This window comes from Arthrobacter sp. UM1, assembly GCF_020483305.1.
Lineage (GTDB): Bacteria > Actinomycetota > Actinomycetes > Actinomycetales > Micrococcaceae > Falsarthrobacter.
On the sequence record NZ_JACWAB010000007.1, the window covers coordinates 20,474 to 35,764 of the forward strand.

The 15,291-nt window shown below is 70.0% G+C and carries 13 protein-coding genes; 7 read left to right on the forward strand and 6 right to left on the reverse strand.

The features are described 5' to 3' along the window. Window positions 1-28: 28 nt before the first annotated feature. From pstA to pstS, 3 genes are all read right to left on the reverse strand, one after another. Window positions 29-1,153: a phosphate ABC transporter permease PstA gene (gene pstA / locus H9I38_RS08735; protein ID WP_226338435.1), complete on the reverse strand. Its 1,125-nt coding sequence runs from the start codon at window positions 1,151-1,153 to the stop codon at window positions 29-31. Further along, window positions 1,153-2,088: a phosphate ABC transporter permease subunit PstC gene (gene pstC / locus H9I38_RS08740; RefSeq protein ID WP_226338436.1), complete on the reverse strand. Its 936-nt coding sequence runs from the start codon at window positions 2,086-2,088 to the stop codon at window positions 1,153-1,155. The genes pstA and pstC overlap by 1 nt, the downstream gene beginning before the upstream one ends. Before the next feature lie 116 nt (window positions 2,089-2,204). Continuing rightward, window positions 2,205-3,311, reverse strand: a complete 1,107-nt coding sequence (gene pstS, locus H9I38_RS08745; RefSeq protein ID WP_226338437.1) for a phosphate ABC transporter substrate-binding protein PstS — start codon at window positions 3,309-3,311, stop codon at window positions 2,205-2,207. 209 nt (window positions 3,312-3,520) lie between these two features. On the opposite strand from pstS, the gene H9I38_RS08750 reads away from it, so the two are divergent. The 3 genes from H9I38_RS08750 to disA all read left to right on the forward strand — a co-directional run bounded on the left by H9I38_RS08750 (window position 3,521) and on the right by disA (window position 7,731). Continuing rightward, a complete protein-coding gene (locus H9I38_RS08750) occupies window positions 3,521-4,714 on the forward strand; it encodes an FUSC family protein (protein ID WP_226338438.1) in 1,194 nt (397 codons plus the stop codon). A 138-nt stretch (window positions 4,715-4,852) separates the two neighbouring features. Next, window positions 4,853-6,259 (forward strand): DNA repair protein RadA, encoded by a 1,407-nt coding sequence (gene radA, locus H9I38_RS08755; protein WP_226338439.1) that lies wholly within the window; start codon window positions 4,853-4,855, stop codon window positions 6,257-6,259. 347 nt (window positions 6,260-6,606) lie between these two features. Next, a complete protein-coding gene (gene disA, locus H9I38_RS08760; protein ID WP_226338440.1) occupies window positions 6,607-7,731 on the forward strand; it encodes a DNA integrity scanning diadenylate cyclase DisA in 1,125 nt (374 codons plus the stop codon). Window positions 7,732-7,851: 120 nt separating this feature from the next. Here disA and H9I38_RS08765 read toward each other — a convergent pair whose 3' ends face one another. Next, entirely contained in the window at window positions 7,852-8,508 is a 657-nt protein-coding gene (locus tag H9I38_RS08765) for a hypothetical protein (RefSeq protein WP_226338441.1), read from the reverse strand. A gap of 199 nt (window positions 8,509-8,707) precedes the next feature. On the opposite strand from H9I38_RS08765, the gene H9I38_RS08770 reads away from it, so the two are divergent. Continuing rightward, complete coding sequence (locus H9I38_RS08770; protein ID WP_413463539.1) at window positions 8,708-9,703, forward strand: A/G-specific adenine glycosylase; 996 nt, start codon at window positions 8,708-8,710, stop codon at window positions 9,701-9,703. A 44-nt stretch (window positions 9,704-9,747) separates the two neighbouring features. Here the strand turns inward: H9I38_RS08770 and H9I38_RS10980 are convergent, their stop codons facing one another. Together H9I38_RS10980 and H9I38_RS08780 are read right to left on the reverse strand one after the other, a co-directional pair. Then, complete coding sequence (locus H9I38_RS10980) at window positions 9,748-10,407, reverse strand: response regulator (RefSeq protein ID WP_226338442.1); 660 nt, start codon at window positions 10,405-10,407, stop codon at window positions 9,748-9,750. Then, entirely contained in the window at window positions 10,404-11,774 is a 1,371-nt protein-coding gene (locus tag H9I38_RS08780; RefSeq protein WP_226338443.1) for a sensor histidine kinase, read from the reverse strand. The genes H9I38_RS10980 and H9I38_RS08780 overlap by 4 nt, the downstream gene beginning before the upstream one ends. Before the next feature lie 249 nt (window positions 11,775-12,023). On the opposite strand from H9I38_RS08780, the gene H9I38_RS08785 reads away from it, so the two are divergent. The 3 genes from H9I38_RS08785 to H9I38_RS11070 are packed head-to-tail and all read left to right on the forward strand — an operon-like array spanning window position 12,024 to window position 15,204. Further along, on the forward strand, window positions 12,024-12,590 hold the full coding sequence (locus H9I38_RS08785) for a GNAT family N-acetyltransferase (RefSeq protein ID WP_226338444.1): 567 nt from the start codon (window positions 12,024-12,026) through the stop codon (window positions 12,588-12,590). Beyond that, a complete protein-coding gene (locus H9I38_RS08790; protein ID WP_226338445.1) occupies window positions 12,587-15,124 on the forward strand; it encodes a phosphotransferase in 2,538 nt (845 codons plus the stop codon). The genes H9I38_RS08785 and H9I38_RS08790 overlap by 4 nt, the downstream gene beginning before the upstream one ends. After that, window positions 15,121-15,204, forward strand: coding sequence for a class III lanthipeptide (locus H9I38_RS11070; protein ID WP_226338515.1), 84 nt, complete (start codon window positions 15,121-15,123; stop codon window positions 15,202-15,204). The genes H9I38_RS08790 and H9I38_RS11070 overlap by 4 nt, the downstream gene beginning before the upstream one ends. Window positions 15,205-15,291: the final 87 nt, after the last annotated feature.

The following is a 15,291-nucleotide window of genomic DNA, read 5'->3' on the forward strand; positions in this document are numbered from 1 at the left end:
GGGTTGGGGCTGGGCCGCGCCGCGAGGCTCAGCGCCCGCCCTTCGGGGCGAAGTACTTGGCGATCATGCGGGACGCGAGGTTGAGCAGCATGACCAGGAGGATGAGCAGGAGCGCCGCGCCCCAGGCCCGCTGGGAGCTCGGATCCGCGTAGGACGGGTTGAGCGGGTTCTGGATGAGCGAGTAGATGTACACCGGCAGGGAGGCCATCCAGTCGTTGAACGCGTTCGCGTTGATGCGGGTCGTGATGCCCGCGGTGACGAGGATCGGGGCGGTCTCGCCGATGACGCGGGCGATCGCGAGCGTCACGCCGGACGCGATGCCGCTGATCGCCGTCGGCACCACCACCTTCATGATGGTGCGCCACTTGCGCACGCCGAGCGCGTAGCTCGCCTCGCGCAGCTCGTTCGGCACCACGCGCAGCATCTCCTCGGTGGAGCGCACCACCACGGGGATCATGAGCACCGAGAGCGCGACGGCGGCCACGATGCCCATGCGCGTGCCCGGCCCGGAGATCACGGCGAAGAGGGCCGCCGCAAAGAGACCGGCCACGATGGAGGGGATGCCGGTCATGACGTCCACGAAGAACGTGATGCCGCGCGAGAGGCGGTTCCCCCGGCCGTACTCCACGAGGTAGACGGCGGTGAGCAGGCCGATCGGCACGGAGATGAGCGTGGCCCAGAAGGTGATGATGACGGTGCCGACGAGCGCGTGGTAGGCGCCGCCGAGGACAGGTCCCGTGCCCGCCATCGCCTTCTTGTCGGCGAGGCCGGAGACGCCGTTCATCGAGGTCGTGAGGAAGCCCGGGGTGAAGAGGCCGGGGATGCCCTTCTCGAGCACCGTCCAGAGGACGGACACGAGCGGCAGGAGCGCGATAATGAACGCGCCCCAGACGAGGTAACGGAAGAGGCGGTCCGTGGCCTTCCGTCCGCCCTCGACTCCGCGGGCGGCGGCGTACATGCCGATGACGAACAGGACGGCCGCCACGATGCCCGTGAGGAAGAGACCGAACCCGGCGAGGGCCTTGAGCGCGAACGCCACGGCGATCGCGACGACGGCGACGACGGCCGGCACCCACTTCGGCAGGCGCCCCCGGGTGAGGTGTCCGCGGCGTGAGGTGAGCGCCGCGGTGCGCGGGTCAATGCTGTGTGACATCAGTTGGCTCCCGAGAATTCCTTGTTGCGGGTGACGACCCAGCGGGCCGCGAGGTTGACCGCGAGCGTGATGACGAACAGGACGAGGCCCGCCGCGATGAGCTCGTTCATGCGCATGCCGAACGCCTCGGGGAAGTTGAGGGCGATCTCGGCGGGGATCGTCTGGTTGCCGGACTTGATGAGGCTCGCGGTGAGCGCGCCCGAGGAGAGGACGAGCGTCACGGCCATCGTCTCGCCGAGCGCGCGGCCGAGGCCGAGCATGACGCCCGAGATGATGCCGGGCTTGGCGAACGGCAGCACGGACATGCGGATCATCTCCCAGCGGGTGGCGCCGAGGGCCAGGGCCGCCTCCTCGTGCAGGCGCGGGACCTGGAGGAAGAGCTCGCGGGAGATGGAGGTGATGATCGGCAGGATCATGACGGCGAGGACGATGCTCGCCGTGAGCAGCGTGCGGCCGGTCTCCGAGGCGGGGCCGCCGAAGAACGGCAGGAAGCCGAGGTTGTCCGCGAGCCACGCGTAGGGGCCGGCAAGGTTCGGGGCGAGGAACGCGATGCCCCACGCGCCGTAGACCACGGAGGGGATGGCGGCGAGGAGGTCGATCACGTAGCCGAGCACGGAGGCCGCGCGCCGGTGCGCGTAGTGCGAGATGAAGAGGGCGACTCCGACACCGATGGGGGTGGCGATGACGAGCGCGATGAGCGAGGCGACGACCGTGCCGATGACGAACGGCCAGACGTACGCGAAGAACCCGGCTCCGCCGGTGGAGGCGCTGGCCGGGGCGATGAGAGCGGGCCAGGCCTGGACGACCAGGAAGACGGCGACGCAGGCGAGGACGACGAGGATCAGGATGCCCGCGCCGAGGGACAGGCCGGAGAAGACCTTGTCGCCGGTGCGCCCTGCGGAGGAGCGTTTCGGTGCAGCTGTCGAAGAGGACACGTCACAATCTTTCGGTCGGAAGGAGTGGCGGGACGCCCCGCCGGGGCCTCACGGGGGAAAGGCCGCGGCGGCGTCGTCCACTGCGACGCGCACCGCGGCCTCACCGCCTGGGGCGCTTACTTGCCGGACTTGATGCCCTCGACGGCCTCGGTGGCCTTCTTGGAGAGCTCCGACGAGATGGGCGCGCTGCCCGCGGCCTCCGAAGCGGCCTTCTGGCCTTCCTCCGAGACGACGTACTTGGCCCACGCCTTGACCGTGTCGGCGGTCTTCGCGTCCTTGTAGGAGGAGCAGAAGACCTGGTAGGAGGCGAGGATGGCCGGGTAGGCGCCCTTCTCCGTGGTCTTGCGGTCGAGCTTGAGCGCGAGGTCCGTCTTGGAGCCCTCGTGCTTCGGCTTGGCGGCGTCGAGGGCCTTCGTGGCCCCTTCCTTGGACGGCTTGACGTACTCGCTGCCGACCTTGAGGCTCACGGTGCCGAGGTCGCCCACGGCGGACTCGTCGGCGTAGCCGACCGCGCCCTTGGTGCCCTTGACCGTGGAGACGACGCCGTCGGTGCCCTTGGCGGACTCGCCCTTGAGCGAGGACGGCCAGGACTGGGCCTTCTCCTCCGGCCAGGCGCCCTCGCCGGCCTTGTTGAGGTAGTCGGTGAAGTTGTCGGTCGTGCCCGACTCGTCCGAGCGGTGGACCGGCGTGATCGCGGTGTCGGGGAGGTCGACGCCGCTGTTCTGCTTCTTGATCTCCGGGTCGTTCCACTTGGCGATCTCGCCGCGCATGATCTTGGCGGTCGTCTTCGCGTCGAGCTTGAGCTCCTTGACGCCCGGGAGGTTGAACGTCACCGCGATCGGGGAGACGTACGTGGGAACCTCGATGATGCCGGAGGAGCAGGTCTTCTTGACCTGGGAGAGCTCCTCGTCCTTGAAGGACGAGTCCGTGCCCGCGAACTGGGCGCCGCCGGCGATGAACGCCTTGCGGCCCGCGCCGGAGCCGTCAGGCGAGTAGTCCGCCTTGGCGCCGGAGTTGGCGTTCTGGAACTGGGTCATCCACTCGTTCATCGCGGCCTTCTGCGCGGAAGAGCCGATGCCCTTGATCTGGCCCGAGACGTTCGAGCCCTTGGGGGCGGTGTCGCCGCCGCTGTTGCCCGAGGGGTTGTCGGAGCCGCACGCGCTCAGCGCGAGCGCCGCAACGGAGAGAACAGCCGCTGCACGGCCGATGCGAATCGCCTTCACGAGGTCCATCCTTCTGGTGGAACGAGGCGGAGCTGGGGGTTCGCTCCGCGAGGTACGCTCCAGAACTTAGGGTCGCCATGTGAATTGACGGCGCGGAGAGTGTGAACAGCCGGTGAACGACGGCGGACCATTCCCAGCCTGTGCCCAACCTCACATTTTCGTTCCCCGCGTCCAGGCGGGGCGAAGCCGTGCTCACTAGACTGAGTCGGGTGACGGCGAGAGTGAGCAGGGACGAGGAGCACGCGGAGGCGAACCGCGGGCTCTTCGCCGTCGCGCGCCGCACCCCGGGGCTCCTCGGAGCCCGGGCCCGCCAGGGCGTCCGCCGCATGAAGTCGGGCTTCCGCCCGGCCCTGCAGATGACCATCTGCGCGGTGAGCGCCTTCTTCTTCGCCCACTCCGTCCTGGGGCACCAGGGCCCCATTTTCGCCGCGACGAGCGCGCTCATCTCCCTCGGCTTCGGCGTGGACTCCCACCTGACCCGGGCCATCGAGGTGACGCTCGGCTGCACGCTCGGCGTGCTCATCGGGGACACCGTGCTCCACCTGTTCGGCGCGGGCGTCTGGCAGGCGGCGCTCATGCTGTTCTTCTCCATCATGATGGCCCGCTTCCTGGACCCCTCGCCCATCCTCGCCACGCAGATGGGCCTGCAGTCCCTGCTCGTGGTGCTCTTGCCGCTGCAGGCCGGCGGGCCGTTCACGCGCAGCATTGACGCGGTGATCGGCGGGTCCTTCGCCCTCGTGCTCATCGCCCTCTGGCCGCAGGACCCCCGCCGGGAGTCCCACTCGAGCGCCCGGGACGCCCTCAACGAGTTCGCGGGCATCCTCCGGGAGTGCGCGGGCGCGCTCGCCTACTCGGACTCGACGATGGCGTGGCACGCGCTCGTCCGCGCGCGGAACTTCCACCCGACGCTGGAGAAGGCGGGCAAGTCCATCTCCCACGCGGCCGAGGTGGCCCGCATCTCCCCGATGTACCGCACCCACCGGGCCGAGATCCTCAACCTCTCCGAGAGCATCAAGTTCATCGACCTCGCGGTCCGCAACATCCGCGTCTTCGCACGCCGCCTCTCCTCCGCGATCACCAACACGGCCCTCACCGCCGAGGCCCAGGGGCAGATCAGCCACGTCCTCGAGATGGCGGCCGAGGGCACGGAGGCCCTCGCCCTCGGCCTCGCGGAGACGACGGCGGGCGCCCGGGACCGCCAGCTGCGGCGCGCCCGGAGGTCCCTGCACGACGTCGCCTCGCGCCTCTCCCCCGAGGGCCTGGAGGTCTCCACGCTCGAGGGCGAGTCGCTCATCCTCATCCTGCGCCCGCTCATCGTGGACCTCCTCGAGTCCACGGGCCTCTCGCACGAGGACGCCCGGGAGCATCTCCCCTCCCTCGCCGTGCCCGACGACGGGCTCTGAGCCGGGCGCTGAGCTGGGGTCAGAGGCCGAGGTCAGAGCCGGGGTCCGCGCCGGGCGGCGAGCCGGCGCCAGAGCAGGGGGGGCTTCTCCGGCCCGCGTCGGCTTAGAGTGTCCACCCCTGGTGGAAGACTGGTGTGCATGGCATCGAAGAGCTCCCGCACCGGCAAGGGCGGCCCCGCGTACCGCTGCACGGAGTGCGGCTGGACCACGGTCAAGTGGGTCGGCCGCTGTCCCGAGTGCCAGGCCTGGGGCACCGTGGAGGAGGTCGGCACCGTCGTCGCGCGCACCACGGCGGCGGCCAAGGTGGCCGAGCCCGCCCGGCGCATCGCGGACGTGGACGCCCGCACGGCGGACTACGTGACCACGGGCGTCGGGGAGATGGACCGGGTCCTCGGCGGCGGCCTCGTGCCCGGTGCCGTCCTGCTCCTGGCCGGAGAGCCCGGCGTCGGCAAGTCCTCGCTCCTGCTGGACGTCGCCGCGCGCTCGGCCCGCGCCGGAACAGGCTCGGCCTCCGGGAGCGGGGAGCCGGGGCGGAAGGTCCTCTACGTGACGGGGGAGGAGTCCGCGGCGCAGGTCAAGCTGAGGGCGGAGCGGATCGGCGCGGAGGCGGACACGCTCTTCCTGACGGCGGAGACTGACCTCTCCCAGGCCCTCGGCCAGGTGGAGGCCGTGGACCCCTCGCTGCTCATCGTGGACTCGGTGCAGACGCTCTCCTCGCCGGAGGTGGACGGCTCGGCCGGCGGCGTCTCGCAGGTCCGGGAGGTGGCCGCGTCCATCATCAAGTCGGCCAAGGAGCGGGGCATGACCACCCTGCTCGTGGGCCACGTGACCAAGGACGGCTCCATCGCGGGCCCGCGCCTTCTGGAGCACCTCGTGGACGTCGTCCTCCAGTTCGAGGGTGAACGGCACTCCCGCCTCCGGCTGCTCCGTGCGGTCAAGAACCGCTACGGGCCCACGGATGAGGTGGGGTGTTTCGACCTCTCGGAGGCCGGCATCGTCGAGCTGACGGACCCCAGCGGGCTGTTCATCTCCCGGACCAAGGAGCCGGTGTCCGGGACGTGCATCTGCGTCACGCTGGAGGGCCGGCGGCCGCTTGTGGCCGAGGTGCAGGCGCTCGTGGCGGAGACGGCCAACGCCCAGCCGCGCCGGGCCACGAGCGGGCTGGACGGCTCCCGCGTGGCCATGATCCTCGCAGTCCTCCAGCAGCGGGCGCGGATGTCGCTGGCCAAGGACGACTCCTACGTGGCCACCGTGGGCGGAGTGCGCATCTCCGAGCCGGCGGTGGACCTCGCCGTCGCGCTGTCCGTGGCCTCGGCCAAGTCCGGCAAGCCGCTCCCCGAGCGGATGATCGCCTTCGGCGAGGTGGGCCTGGCCGGCGAGGTCCGCCCGGTTCCGGGCATCAGCCGCCGCATCCACGAGGCGTCCCGGATCGGCTTCACCCACGCCCTCGTCCCCGCCAGCCCGGACGGCCCGGGCACCCTTCCACCCGGCTTCCGGGTCAAGGAGGTCTCCACCCTGACCGAGGCGCTCCAGCTCTTCTTCTAGGCCCGGCCGGGCATGGAGGCCTCCGGGGAGCGGGCGAGGGGGGCGCCTGGGGCTCGTCCACGGGAACGGCCCTGGTTTCAACGGGCCCGCCCAGGCCACCCGGCACACGGGCCGCCCTGCACCCAGACCGCTCAGCACGCCGGCGGCCCAGCACACAAACGGCCCAGCACGCCAACAGCCCAGCACACAAACGGTCCCAGCGCACAGGCCGCCCGCATAAGATGGAAAGACGCTGCCAGGCGCTGCCGCACGGCATCCGCACTCACCCGCAGCGTCACCTGTCTCCTCTGCGCACCGCCCTCGCGCTCCCGCGCAACGCCCCTTCATCTGAGCCCCCGAAAGAGCCCATGCCTCCCCACGTCGAAAGCCTGCTGCGGGACGCCCTCCAGCGCGTCGCCCCAGGCACAGCCCTGCGCGAAGGCCTCGAGCGCATCCTCCGAGGCCGCACGGGCGCGCTCATCGTCTTGGGCGACGGAAAAGCCGTCGCAGACCTCTCCGCCGGCGGGTTCGCCATCAACACCGAGTTCACTCCGGCCCGGCTGCGCGAGCTCGCCAAGATGGACGGCGGCATCGTGCTCAGCCGGGACGCCTCGGAGATCCGCTCCGCAGCGGTCCACTTCATGCCGGTCTCAGACCGCGAGGCCACCGAGTCCGGCACCCGCCACCGCACCGCCGAGCACATCTCCGTGGTCACAGGCCTGCCGGTCATCACGGTGTCCGCGTCGATGAACATCATCGCCCTCTTCGTGGACGGCCGCCGCCACACCCTGGACCGCCCGGAGGTCATCCTCGACCGCGCCAACCAGGCCCTCAACACCCTGGAGCGCTACCGGGAGCGGCTCGAGTCCGTCATGGACCACCTCACCTCCCAGGAGCTCGAAGGCTCCGCGTCCGTCCGGGACCTCGCCCTCGCGCTCCAGAGGCAGGAGATGGTGCGGCGCATCATCGCGGAGATCTCCTCCTACGCCCTCGAGCTCGGCACGGAGGGCCGCCTCGTGACGCTGCAGCTGGAGGAGCTCGCCGCCGGCACCGAGGGCAACACGGAGACCCTGCTCCGGGACTACGCCGCGCTCCGCCTCCTCGCCGCGGACGCCGGTCCGCGCCTGCCTGCCGGCCTCGAGTACCTTCTCGACGCCGGCCTGGAGGAGGACGAGGTCATCGCCCGCCAGAGCGCCTCCCTCGCGGAGCTCTCCAACGCGGACCTCGTGGACCTCGGCTGCGTCGCGCAGATTCTCGGGGCCAACCCGGGGACCTCGTCGATCGACCAGGTCGTCGAGCCCCGCGGCCTCCGCCTCCTCGGGCACGTGCGGAACCTCCCGCGGGCCGTGGCGGAGCGGATCGCCGAGCAGCTCGGCGGCCTCCCGGGGCTGCTCGCCGCGGAGACATCAGAGCTCAAGGCGGTGGAGGGCGTCGGCGAGCACCGGGCCCGGATCATCCGCGAGACGCTCGGCCGCATCGCCGAGCACCACTAGCGCGGCCGCACCGACTCACCAGACGGCGGCACCGACCGGCCGCACCGACTCACCGGGCGGTGTTGCGGACTCGCCGTACTCCGCGGCCGAGACGCCGCCGTCGGGCCGGGCCGAACCGCCCTACTGGCCCCCGATGTCGAACGACGCCGGAGCCGAGGTCACCTTCCCGAGCTTGCCCACGAGCTGCATCGTGCCGGGATCGGCCTTGCCGCCGGCCGTCTTGCAGCCGGGCGCGCTCTTGTGCTGGTCCCACGTGAAACGGGCCGTCTCCGAGGCGCCGGGCTTGACGTTCTTGAGGAGGTCCTCGCCGCCGGTCTGGCAGTCCTTCGTGGAGAAGACCGGCGAGTTCCCGTTCATGACGCGGAACTCCATGCTCTTGGTGCCGAGGTTGATGACGCACGACTCACTCGACGTATTGGTCACCTTCATGATGAGCACCGGCTTCTCCCCCGGCTTGTAGCTCTGCTTGTCCGTGCTCATGTCCACCTGCACGAACTCGTCGTAGCAGAGCGGGTACTCCTCCGAGGAGGCGCTCGGCTTGGAGGTCCCGCTCGGCTTCGGCGTGGACGAGGCCGACGCGGACGGCGACGATGAGCCCTCGCTCTTCTGCGCAGACGGCGCGGGCACGGATCCGGACTCCGGCGGCTGCGATCCGCTTCCGCCCACGAGCTTGGAGATCCCCGCAATGAGCGCCCACACCAGCGCGATCACGAGCGCAAGCACCACCACAGCCGCGATCCTGCGGCGGCGGTAGACGTCCGGGCTCTGTCTCGGCATGGCACTGGCCTCCGGTCGGGGTGTGGGGTTCCCTCCGAGTCTACGGCGTGGAAGGACGACGACGGCGGCGCCCCGCCCCGGCCTGCCCCGCTCAGCCCCGCCCTCCCGGTTTGTGGCGCGTTTCGTGCAGAATCGGGCCGGATTTCGCACGAAACGCGCCACAAACGGAGGAGGAGCCCGCCCCCTCTAGGCTGGACAGGTGACCACCCCGGAGAAGCCGCCCGCCCCGCACAGCCGCAGCCCGCACAGCCGCAGCCCGCGCAGCCGCCCCTCAGCCGAGCCGGCCTCGTCCCCGAGCGTCTCCCCCGCCCGCGCCGCGTCCCTGCACCGCCGCACCCTCGCCTGGTTCGACGAGCACGAGCGGGACCTCCCCTGGCGCGAGCCCGGCACGAGCCCCTGGGGCGTCTTCATCAGCGAGATCATGTCGCAGCAGACGCCCGTGGCCCGCGTCGCTCCGATCTGGCGCGAGTGGATGGAGCGCTGGCCCACGCCGGCCGCCTTCGCCGCGGACCCGGAGTCCGAGGCCGTCCGCGCCTGGGGCCGCCTCGGCTACCCCCGCCGGGCACGCCGCCTCCACCAGGCCGCGGTGGCGATGGTCGAGGACCATGACGGCGCGGTCCCCTCGACCGAGGCCGAGCTGCTCGCCCTGCCCGGCGTCGGCGCGTACACGGCGGCCGCCGTCGCCGCCTTCGCGTTCGGGCGCCACGCCGTCGTCGTCGACACCAACATCCGGCGCGTCAACGCGCGCTGGGAGACGGGGAACGCGCTGCCGGAGCCGAGCCTGACGCGGCGGGAGTCGCAGCTTGCGGCGGAGCTCGTGCCGGACGAGGCATCCGGCGAGTCGGCCCGGTACAACGTGGCGGTCATGGAGCTCGGCGCGCTCGTCTGCACGGCGAAGGCGCCGAAGTGCGGGGAGTGCCCGCTCGAGTCGGACTGCGCGTGGGTGGCGGCGGGCCGCCCCGAGCCGCACTACACCCCCAAGGGCCAGGCGTGGGCGGGGACCAACCGGCAGATCCGCGGCGGGATCGTCGAGGCGCTGCGCCAGAGCGAGGACGGCCTCGGCCGCGAGGAGCTCCTCGCCCGCGTCTCCGAGGCGACGACGCCGACGCCCGCTCCCGAGCGCCTCGCCTCCTGCCTCGCGGACCTCCTCTCCGAGGGCATGGTGCGCGACGACGGCGAGCGCCTTCACCTCTGACCGGCCCGGCCGCGGAGAACGCGCCTCGGGACGGCCACCCGGCGTCACCTCTGTCCGGCCCGGCCCCTCGTCCGCGAGGCCACGTACACCGCCGCCTCCACCCGGGACGCGAGGCCCAGCTTGGACAGGGCGCTGGAGACGTGGGACTTGGCGGTCGTCTCGGCCATGTCGAGCGTCCGCGCGATCATCCGGTTCGAGAGCCCCTGCCCGATGCACTCCATGACCGCCGTCTCCCGCGGCGTGAGCTCCTGCGGCGGCCACTCTCCCGCCGGCTCGGGGTCCCGGTGCTCGGCGATGGTCCGCATGACCGCCTCGGTGATGACCGGATCGAGAATGCTGTGCCCCTCGGCCACGGCCGTGACGGCGTGGACGAGCTCCTCGGCGTCGATGGTCTTGAGCACGTAGCCCTTGGCCCCCGCCCGGATGGCGGCCACGACGTCCGCGTCCAGGTCGAACGCGCTGATGATGAGCACCCGCCCCGCGCCCGCCTCGACGATCTCCCGCGTGGCCTCGATCCCGCTCCCCTGCGGCATGCGGATGTCCATGAGCACGACGTCGGGCGCGAGGGCCTTGGCCATCGAGACGCCCTGCTCGCCGGTGGAGGCCTCGCCGACCACCGAGAACCCGGCGGCCTCGAGGATCATGCGCAGGCCGGAGCGGATGCTGCTGTGGTCGTCGACGAGGAGAAGGCGGCGGGCTGTCACGGTTCGCTCCTGGGGTTCGGATGGGAGGGGTCGGCTATGGCGGCGGGCGTCGGGTCTGGCGCGGCGGCGCGGGTCACAGCGGACACGCCGGCCGGCAGGCGCGGGATCTCGGCGACGAGGCTCCACTGGCCGTCCACGGGCCCGGCCGCGAAGGACCCGTGCGCGGCGCGCAGGCGCTCGCGCAGCGAGGCCAGCCCCAGCCGGGTCCCGGGCAGCGGCGACGAAGCCTGGTCGGGCCGGGCGCCCAGCGGCGGGTCCTCCTGCGCGCCGGTCGTCCCCGCCGGCAGCGGATTGGAGAGGCGGACGACGACGACGTCCTGTCGCAGCTCCCAGGCGACCAGCACGTCCGCGCCCGGCGCGTGCTTGGCGGCGTTGAGCAGGCCTTCGTGCACCACCCGGTAGACCAGCCTGGAGGTCTCCGGGGACAGGCCGTCGAGCGGCGGCCCCTCCAGCCGGGCGTTCTGGCCCAGCGAACGGGAGCGGGCGGCGAGATCGTCCAGCCTCTCCGCCCCAGGCTCGAGGTCGGGGGCGCGGCCGGGCTCAAGCCCTGTGTCGAGGGCGCCCCCAGGGCCGGCCTCGGAGCCCCTGAGCAGGCCCTGATGCGGCCCCGCCCCTCGGAGGAGCGTGATCTGCTTCTTCATCTCCCCGAGCGCTTCCACGGCCTCGGAGCGGATCTGCCCCACGATCTCTCGACGGCGCTCGTCCTCCAGACCCGCCATCGCGGCCTGGGACTGCAGGGAGATGGCCGCAAGACGAGCGGAGACGGTGTCATGCAGCTCGGAGGCGAGGCGGACCCGCTCCTCCGCGAGGAGGAGCTCCGCCCGGTCCGAGGCGTTCTGCACCGCCGCCACCGCTGCCTCCCGCTCGGAGCGGCTCCTGGCACGCTCGGCCTCGGCGATCTGATGGGCGCTCTGCACGTCGAGCCCCCAGAAGGCGGGGAGCCAGGCGGCGATGAGGAAGATGAACGCCATGGTGGCGGCGAACGGCAGCCCACTCGCCCCGAAAGCCAGTCCACAGGCACAGAGGGTAGCGGCGGCAAGCACCCCCAGGACAAGGCTCCGATGGGCCAGCCCCCAGCGCACGGCCGCGAGGTAGCAGGCATCGAAGAGGAAGAGCATCAGGGGAACGACGGCGCCCACCGCGAACGAGCCCACGGCAGACGCCACAGTCAGCGCATAGGCGGCCCGCGGCCATCGGTGGCGCAGCACGGCTCCCGCAATGCCCGGGAGCGAGACCAGCACCACTGGGAAGAAGCCGTCCGGGCTCCACGACCACAGCTTGTTGCCGGGTCCGGAGGCGGAGACGAGCACGACGGCCAGATAGACAGCACCGAAGAGGATTCCTGAGCGTGAGCTGGTTCTCCCCATGGTTTTCATGGTAACAGCCGGGAGACAAGGTAAATTGGCGTATACAACGTCATAAAAAAACGATCTTACTCAGTTCCCACAAGAGAAACAACCCCCTCTTAAAGAGGGGGTAGACCTCCTCCCAAAGGAGGAGAGGCTTCTGTGGCCCACCCCATAGCGTCGAGTTCTGCGTCATACAAATCGACGAGGGGATGAATTCGGATGGCTGAAGTCAGACTCAGAGGAATTTCATCTGAATCAGAAGCAGTCTTGGCAAGCAAGTGGTTCGGACCCACGAGCCGGGGAGCTTTCCTGACGAACGACATTCGGGAGAACGTTCAGGCAGGACAGCTCCTCGCCAAGAGCCAGGCCGGCGGTCTGCTGCTCTTCTGCGATGAGAACGATGTCCCCTTCGGGCTCGGGACGTTCACTCCGAAAGGGAACCCCCGAAACTATGAGGTCGCAGTCATCATCGGAGAGGAGAGCCTGTGGGAAACGGGCCGAGGGGCACTGGCGTCCTCCCTGCTCGTCGATCACCTGTTTCTGACACTTGATGCCCACAGAGTTTTCGCCATGACGCTGGCCGTCAACCCCCATGCCATCAGCACACTTTCCACCGGCGGATTCCTGCTGGAGGCGCGGCTCCGGGATCACTACTTCGTCGACGGCCGGTTCGAGGACTGCCTCGTCTGGTCTCAGCTGCGCGAAGAATACGACAAGACGGTTGAGGCCTGCCACCCCGAGTCCGCGTTCGTCACCGCACCGTCAATCAGCCCGGAGATGCGGACGCGCGCTGAGCGCCTGCTTCTGCGCATTGCCGAGGACTGCGCGTCGTGATCAGCACCCAGTCTTTGTACTGTCTCGCAAACCGCTTCGACTCCCTACCGCCCATGGAATGGACGCCGGACTGGTCCGATTTTTTCGGCGAGCGGACAATTCCGGGAATGCGTTCTTCCAGGCAGAGCATCTGGCAGAGGCACCTTGCAGACGGATTCGAACATCTGCCGGACGGGTGGAAGATCCATATCTCAAGCGGAATAAGGGAGGCGCGTCTCGTCCTCGACACTGTCACAGACATCTGCGTGGAGAACGGCGTCAGCTTCAAGCATTTGATTTCAACTTCGGTTCTCGCTGCGTTTACTTCAAAATGGGCCCCCCGCAGCGCGGCCGGAAAATTCGCGGTGGTCTATCCCCCTCCGCACCGCGCCTTCGAGCTCGCCCAACAACTTCACGAGGCTCTGCCTCAGAGGTCCGGCCCGTTCATCCTGTCTGACTTCGAATGGTCAGAGGGCTCGAGCGTCTTCATGCGGTGGGGCGCGTTCCGACGCAAGACCGCCTGGACACGTGAAGGCCGCCGACTTCTGCTCCTCGAAGACGAGCTCGGCACACGCGAAGACGTGCGGCGAGTTCCAGCAAGCGTCGACGCCCTGCCTCCGACGGCGCGTGAGGCTGCTAGCACTTTCCCTCGTCCGCCTCTGCTGACCCTGGACGCCGACGTTACCGAAGCTCTTCAGTTCACAGCCTCGGGTGGCGTCTACGGGGGAATGAGCAACGGTCGACCCGTCATCGTCAAAGAAGCCCGAGGCGGCATTGACGCACGGCCCGGACAGTGTCCTGCCACGGATCGACTGCAACACGAGAGTCGCGTTCTCACGGCGCTCGAAGGGCTGGAAGGAATCCCCCGTGTCATTGAGACAGCAGAGATCGGTGACAACACCTATACGGTGATGACCCGCCTCAGCGGGCATCCGCTGCGGAGCTGGGTCGCAACAGAGCACCCACTCCTTCACGGGGGGTCAGACGCCGACGCGCTCACCCGCTATGCGCGCCGCTGCGCAGAGGTGTCCTCCCGCTTGAGAACAGTCATCGCCTCCGTCCATGCCCGTGGCATTGCCCATCGGGATCTGCATCCGGGCAACGTCCTGATCTCTGACAAAGGCGCGATCTCCGTGATCGACTTCGAGACTGCTGGGCCGCTCGACGACAGGACGGAACCTCAGAACGGCTGCCCAGGGTTCATGTTCTCCGAGGCGAGCGGTCGGGAACGCGACGAGGCCTCCCTTGACACAATTTCGCACTGGATGCTCAACCCCGCCTGGGCCGGCAGCGTACACCTGGACTCGGCCAGCGCCCAAGCTGTCATCGAGACGACCCGGAGCGTCTTCGGCCCCAGTGCAGCCTCCGTCTGCGACTCGGCCGAAGCCCGGCTCCCTCTCCTCGCCTCCAGCCTCCCAGAGCCTTCCCCTGCTGAAGGCAATTGGGCTGAATCCCGACTGTCAGACCTCAACAGGCCCGTCCCCCTCAGCCCTCGAAGCGGGAGAGGGGCCCTTGCCGTCCACGGTCTTGCCTCTGGTGTGGGCGGATGCCTCCTCGGCGTCTCCGACTCGGCTCGGTCTCTCAGGGCTCCTTTGTGGCGAAAGTCGGTCCTCGACGTCGATTCGGACGACCCGGGCCTGTGGGACGGCTGGGCTGGCATCGCGGTCTGCGCCCACCTGCTGGGGGATTCGGATCTGGCGGCCACGGCACTGCAGCGTTCTCTCACCGCCTCGTCCGCCTGCACGGACCTGACCCTTTCCTCTGGGCTGGCCGGCGTCATGCAGGCTTCACTCACGCTCGGAGACTCGAAGACGGCTTTTGAGATCGCCGCTCGCATCGAATCGTGCTACCGCAGCGGGTCGCGTTTCCCGTTTCCGGGGCTCGAGTCCGGGTCAAGCGGCGTCGCCCGGGCGCTCCGCTCGCTCGCGGCGACACCGGGATGCCCGCCAGGGGTGCTCTCCCTCGCCCGTGAGATCTGCGAGGAGGACCGGCTCGCCTGCGTTCCGTCGGCAGACGGGCGCAGCGCTCAGGTCCGCTCTGGACGCAGGCTGCTGCCATATCTCGGAACAGGCGGACTTGGCGTGGCCGTCGCCCTTGCCGAACTCGGCGCCCCGGCCTCGGAGTGGGAGCCTCTGGCGGCACCGGCTTCATGGCCGATCGTCCTGGACGGCGGAGTCTCCGAGGGGCGCTCCGGCCTGACGGCAGGCCTCCTCTGGCTCAGCGCGGCGACTGGGGCCGACGTCTCATCGGCCGTCCGCCTCCAGAGGCGCCTCATGTCCTGCCATCTTGTCCGGTCCCCTGACGGCCTCGCTCTCGCCGGTGAGGGCGGAGCCCGGATCACGGGCGATCTCCGGTCCGGAACCTCCGGATGGCTCGCTGTCGAGTCAGCACTCGACGGGAGGGGCAGCGCCGCCTGGCAGGCCCTGTGCGTCCTCTTCGGCGGCCGCCCTGCCCAACAAGACTTCTCCTTCGGCATCGCGCCGGCGGAGAGGGGCCGCCTCGAGCGGTCAGTCCCAATCCACGATCCCACTGAAATCGGAAAGGAGTTGACATGAGCATTCTCGACCTTCAGAAGTTCGATGACGTCGAGCGCGAGGCCCTCGACCTCGGTTCCACGATCAGCAACGGCTGCTAGCAGCCGCGGCGTGGCGGGCGGATGCCGCCCGCCACGCCCCCTCCCCCTCTGTTCGCACAGTCTGCCTTCGCCATGCCGAGTGATGGA

Bases quoted from the DNA above. Each gene is read 5' to 3' on its own strand.
- H9I38_RS08765 (WP_226338441.1), bottom strand. From the start codon at position 8,508: ATGCCGAGACAGAGCCCGGACGTCTACCGCCGCCGCAGGATCGCGGCT.
- disA (WP_226338440.1), top strand. From the start codon at position 6,607: ATGCCTCCCCACGTCGAAAGCCTGCTGCGGGACGCCCTCCAGCGCGTC.
- H9I38_RS08780 (WP_226338443.1), bottom strand. From the start codon at position 11,774: ATGGGGAGAACCAGCTCACGCTCAGGAATCCTCTTCGGTGCTGTCTAT.
- radA (WP_226338439.1), top strand. From the start codon at position 4,853: ATGGCATCGAAGAGCTCCCGCACCGGCAAGGGCGGCCCCGCGTACCGC.
- pstA (WP_226338435.1), bottom strand. From the start codon at position 1,153: ATGTCACACAGCATTGACCCGCGCACCGCGGCGCTCACCTCACGCCGC.
- H9I38_RS11070 (WP_226338515.1), top strand. From the start codon at position 15,121: ATGAGCATTCTCGACCTTCAGAAGTTCGATGACGTCGAGCGCGAGGCC.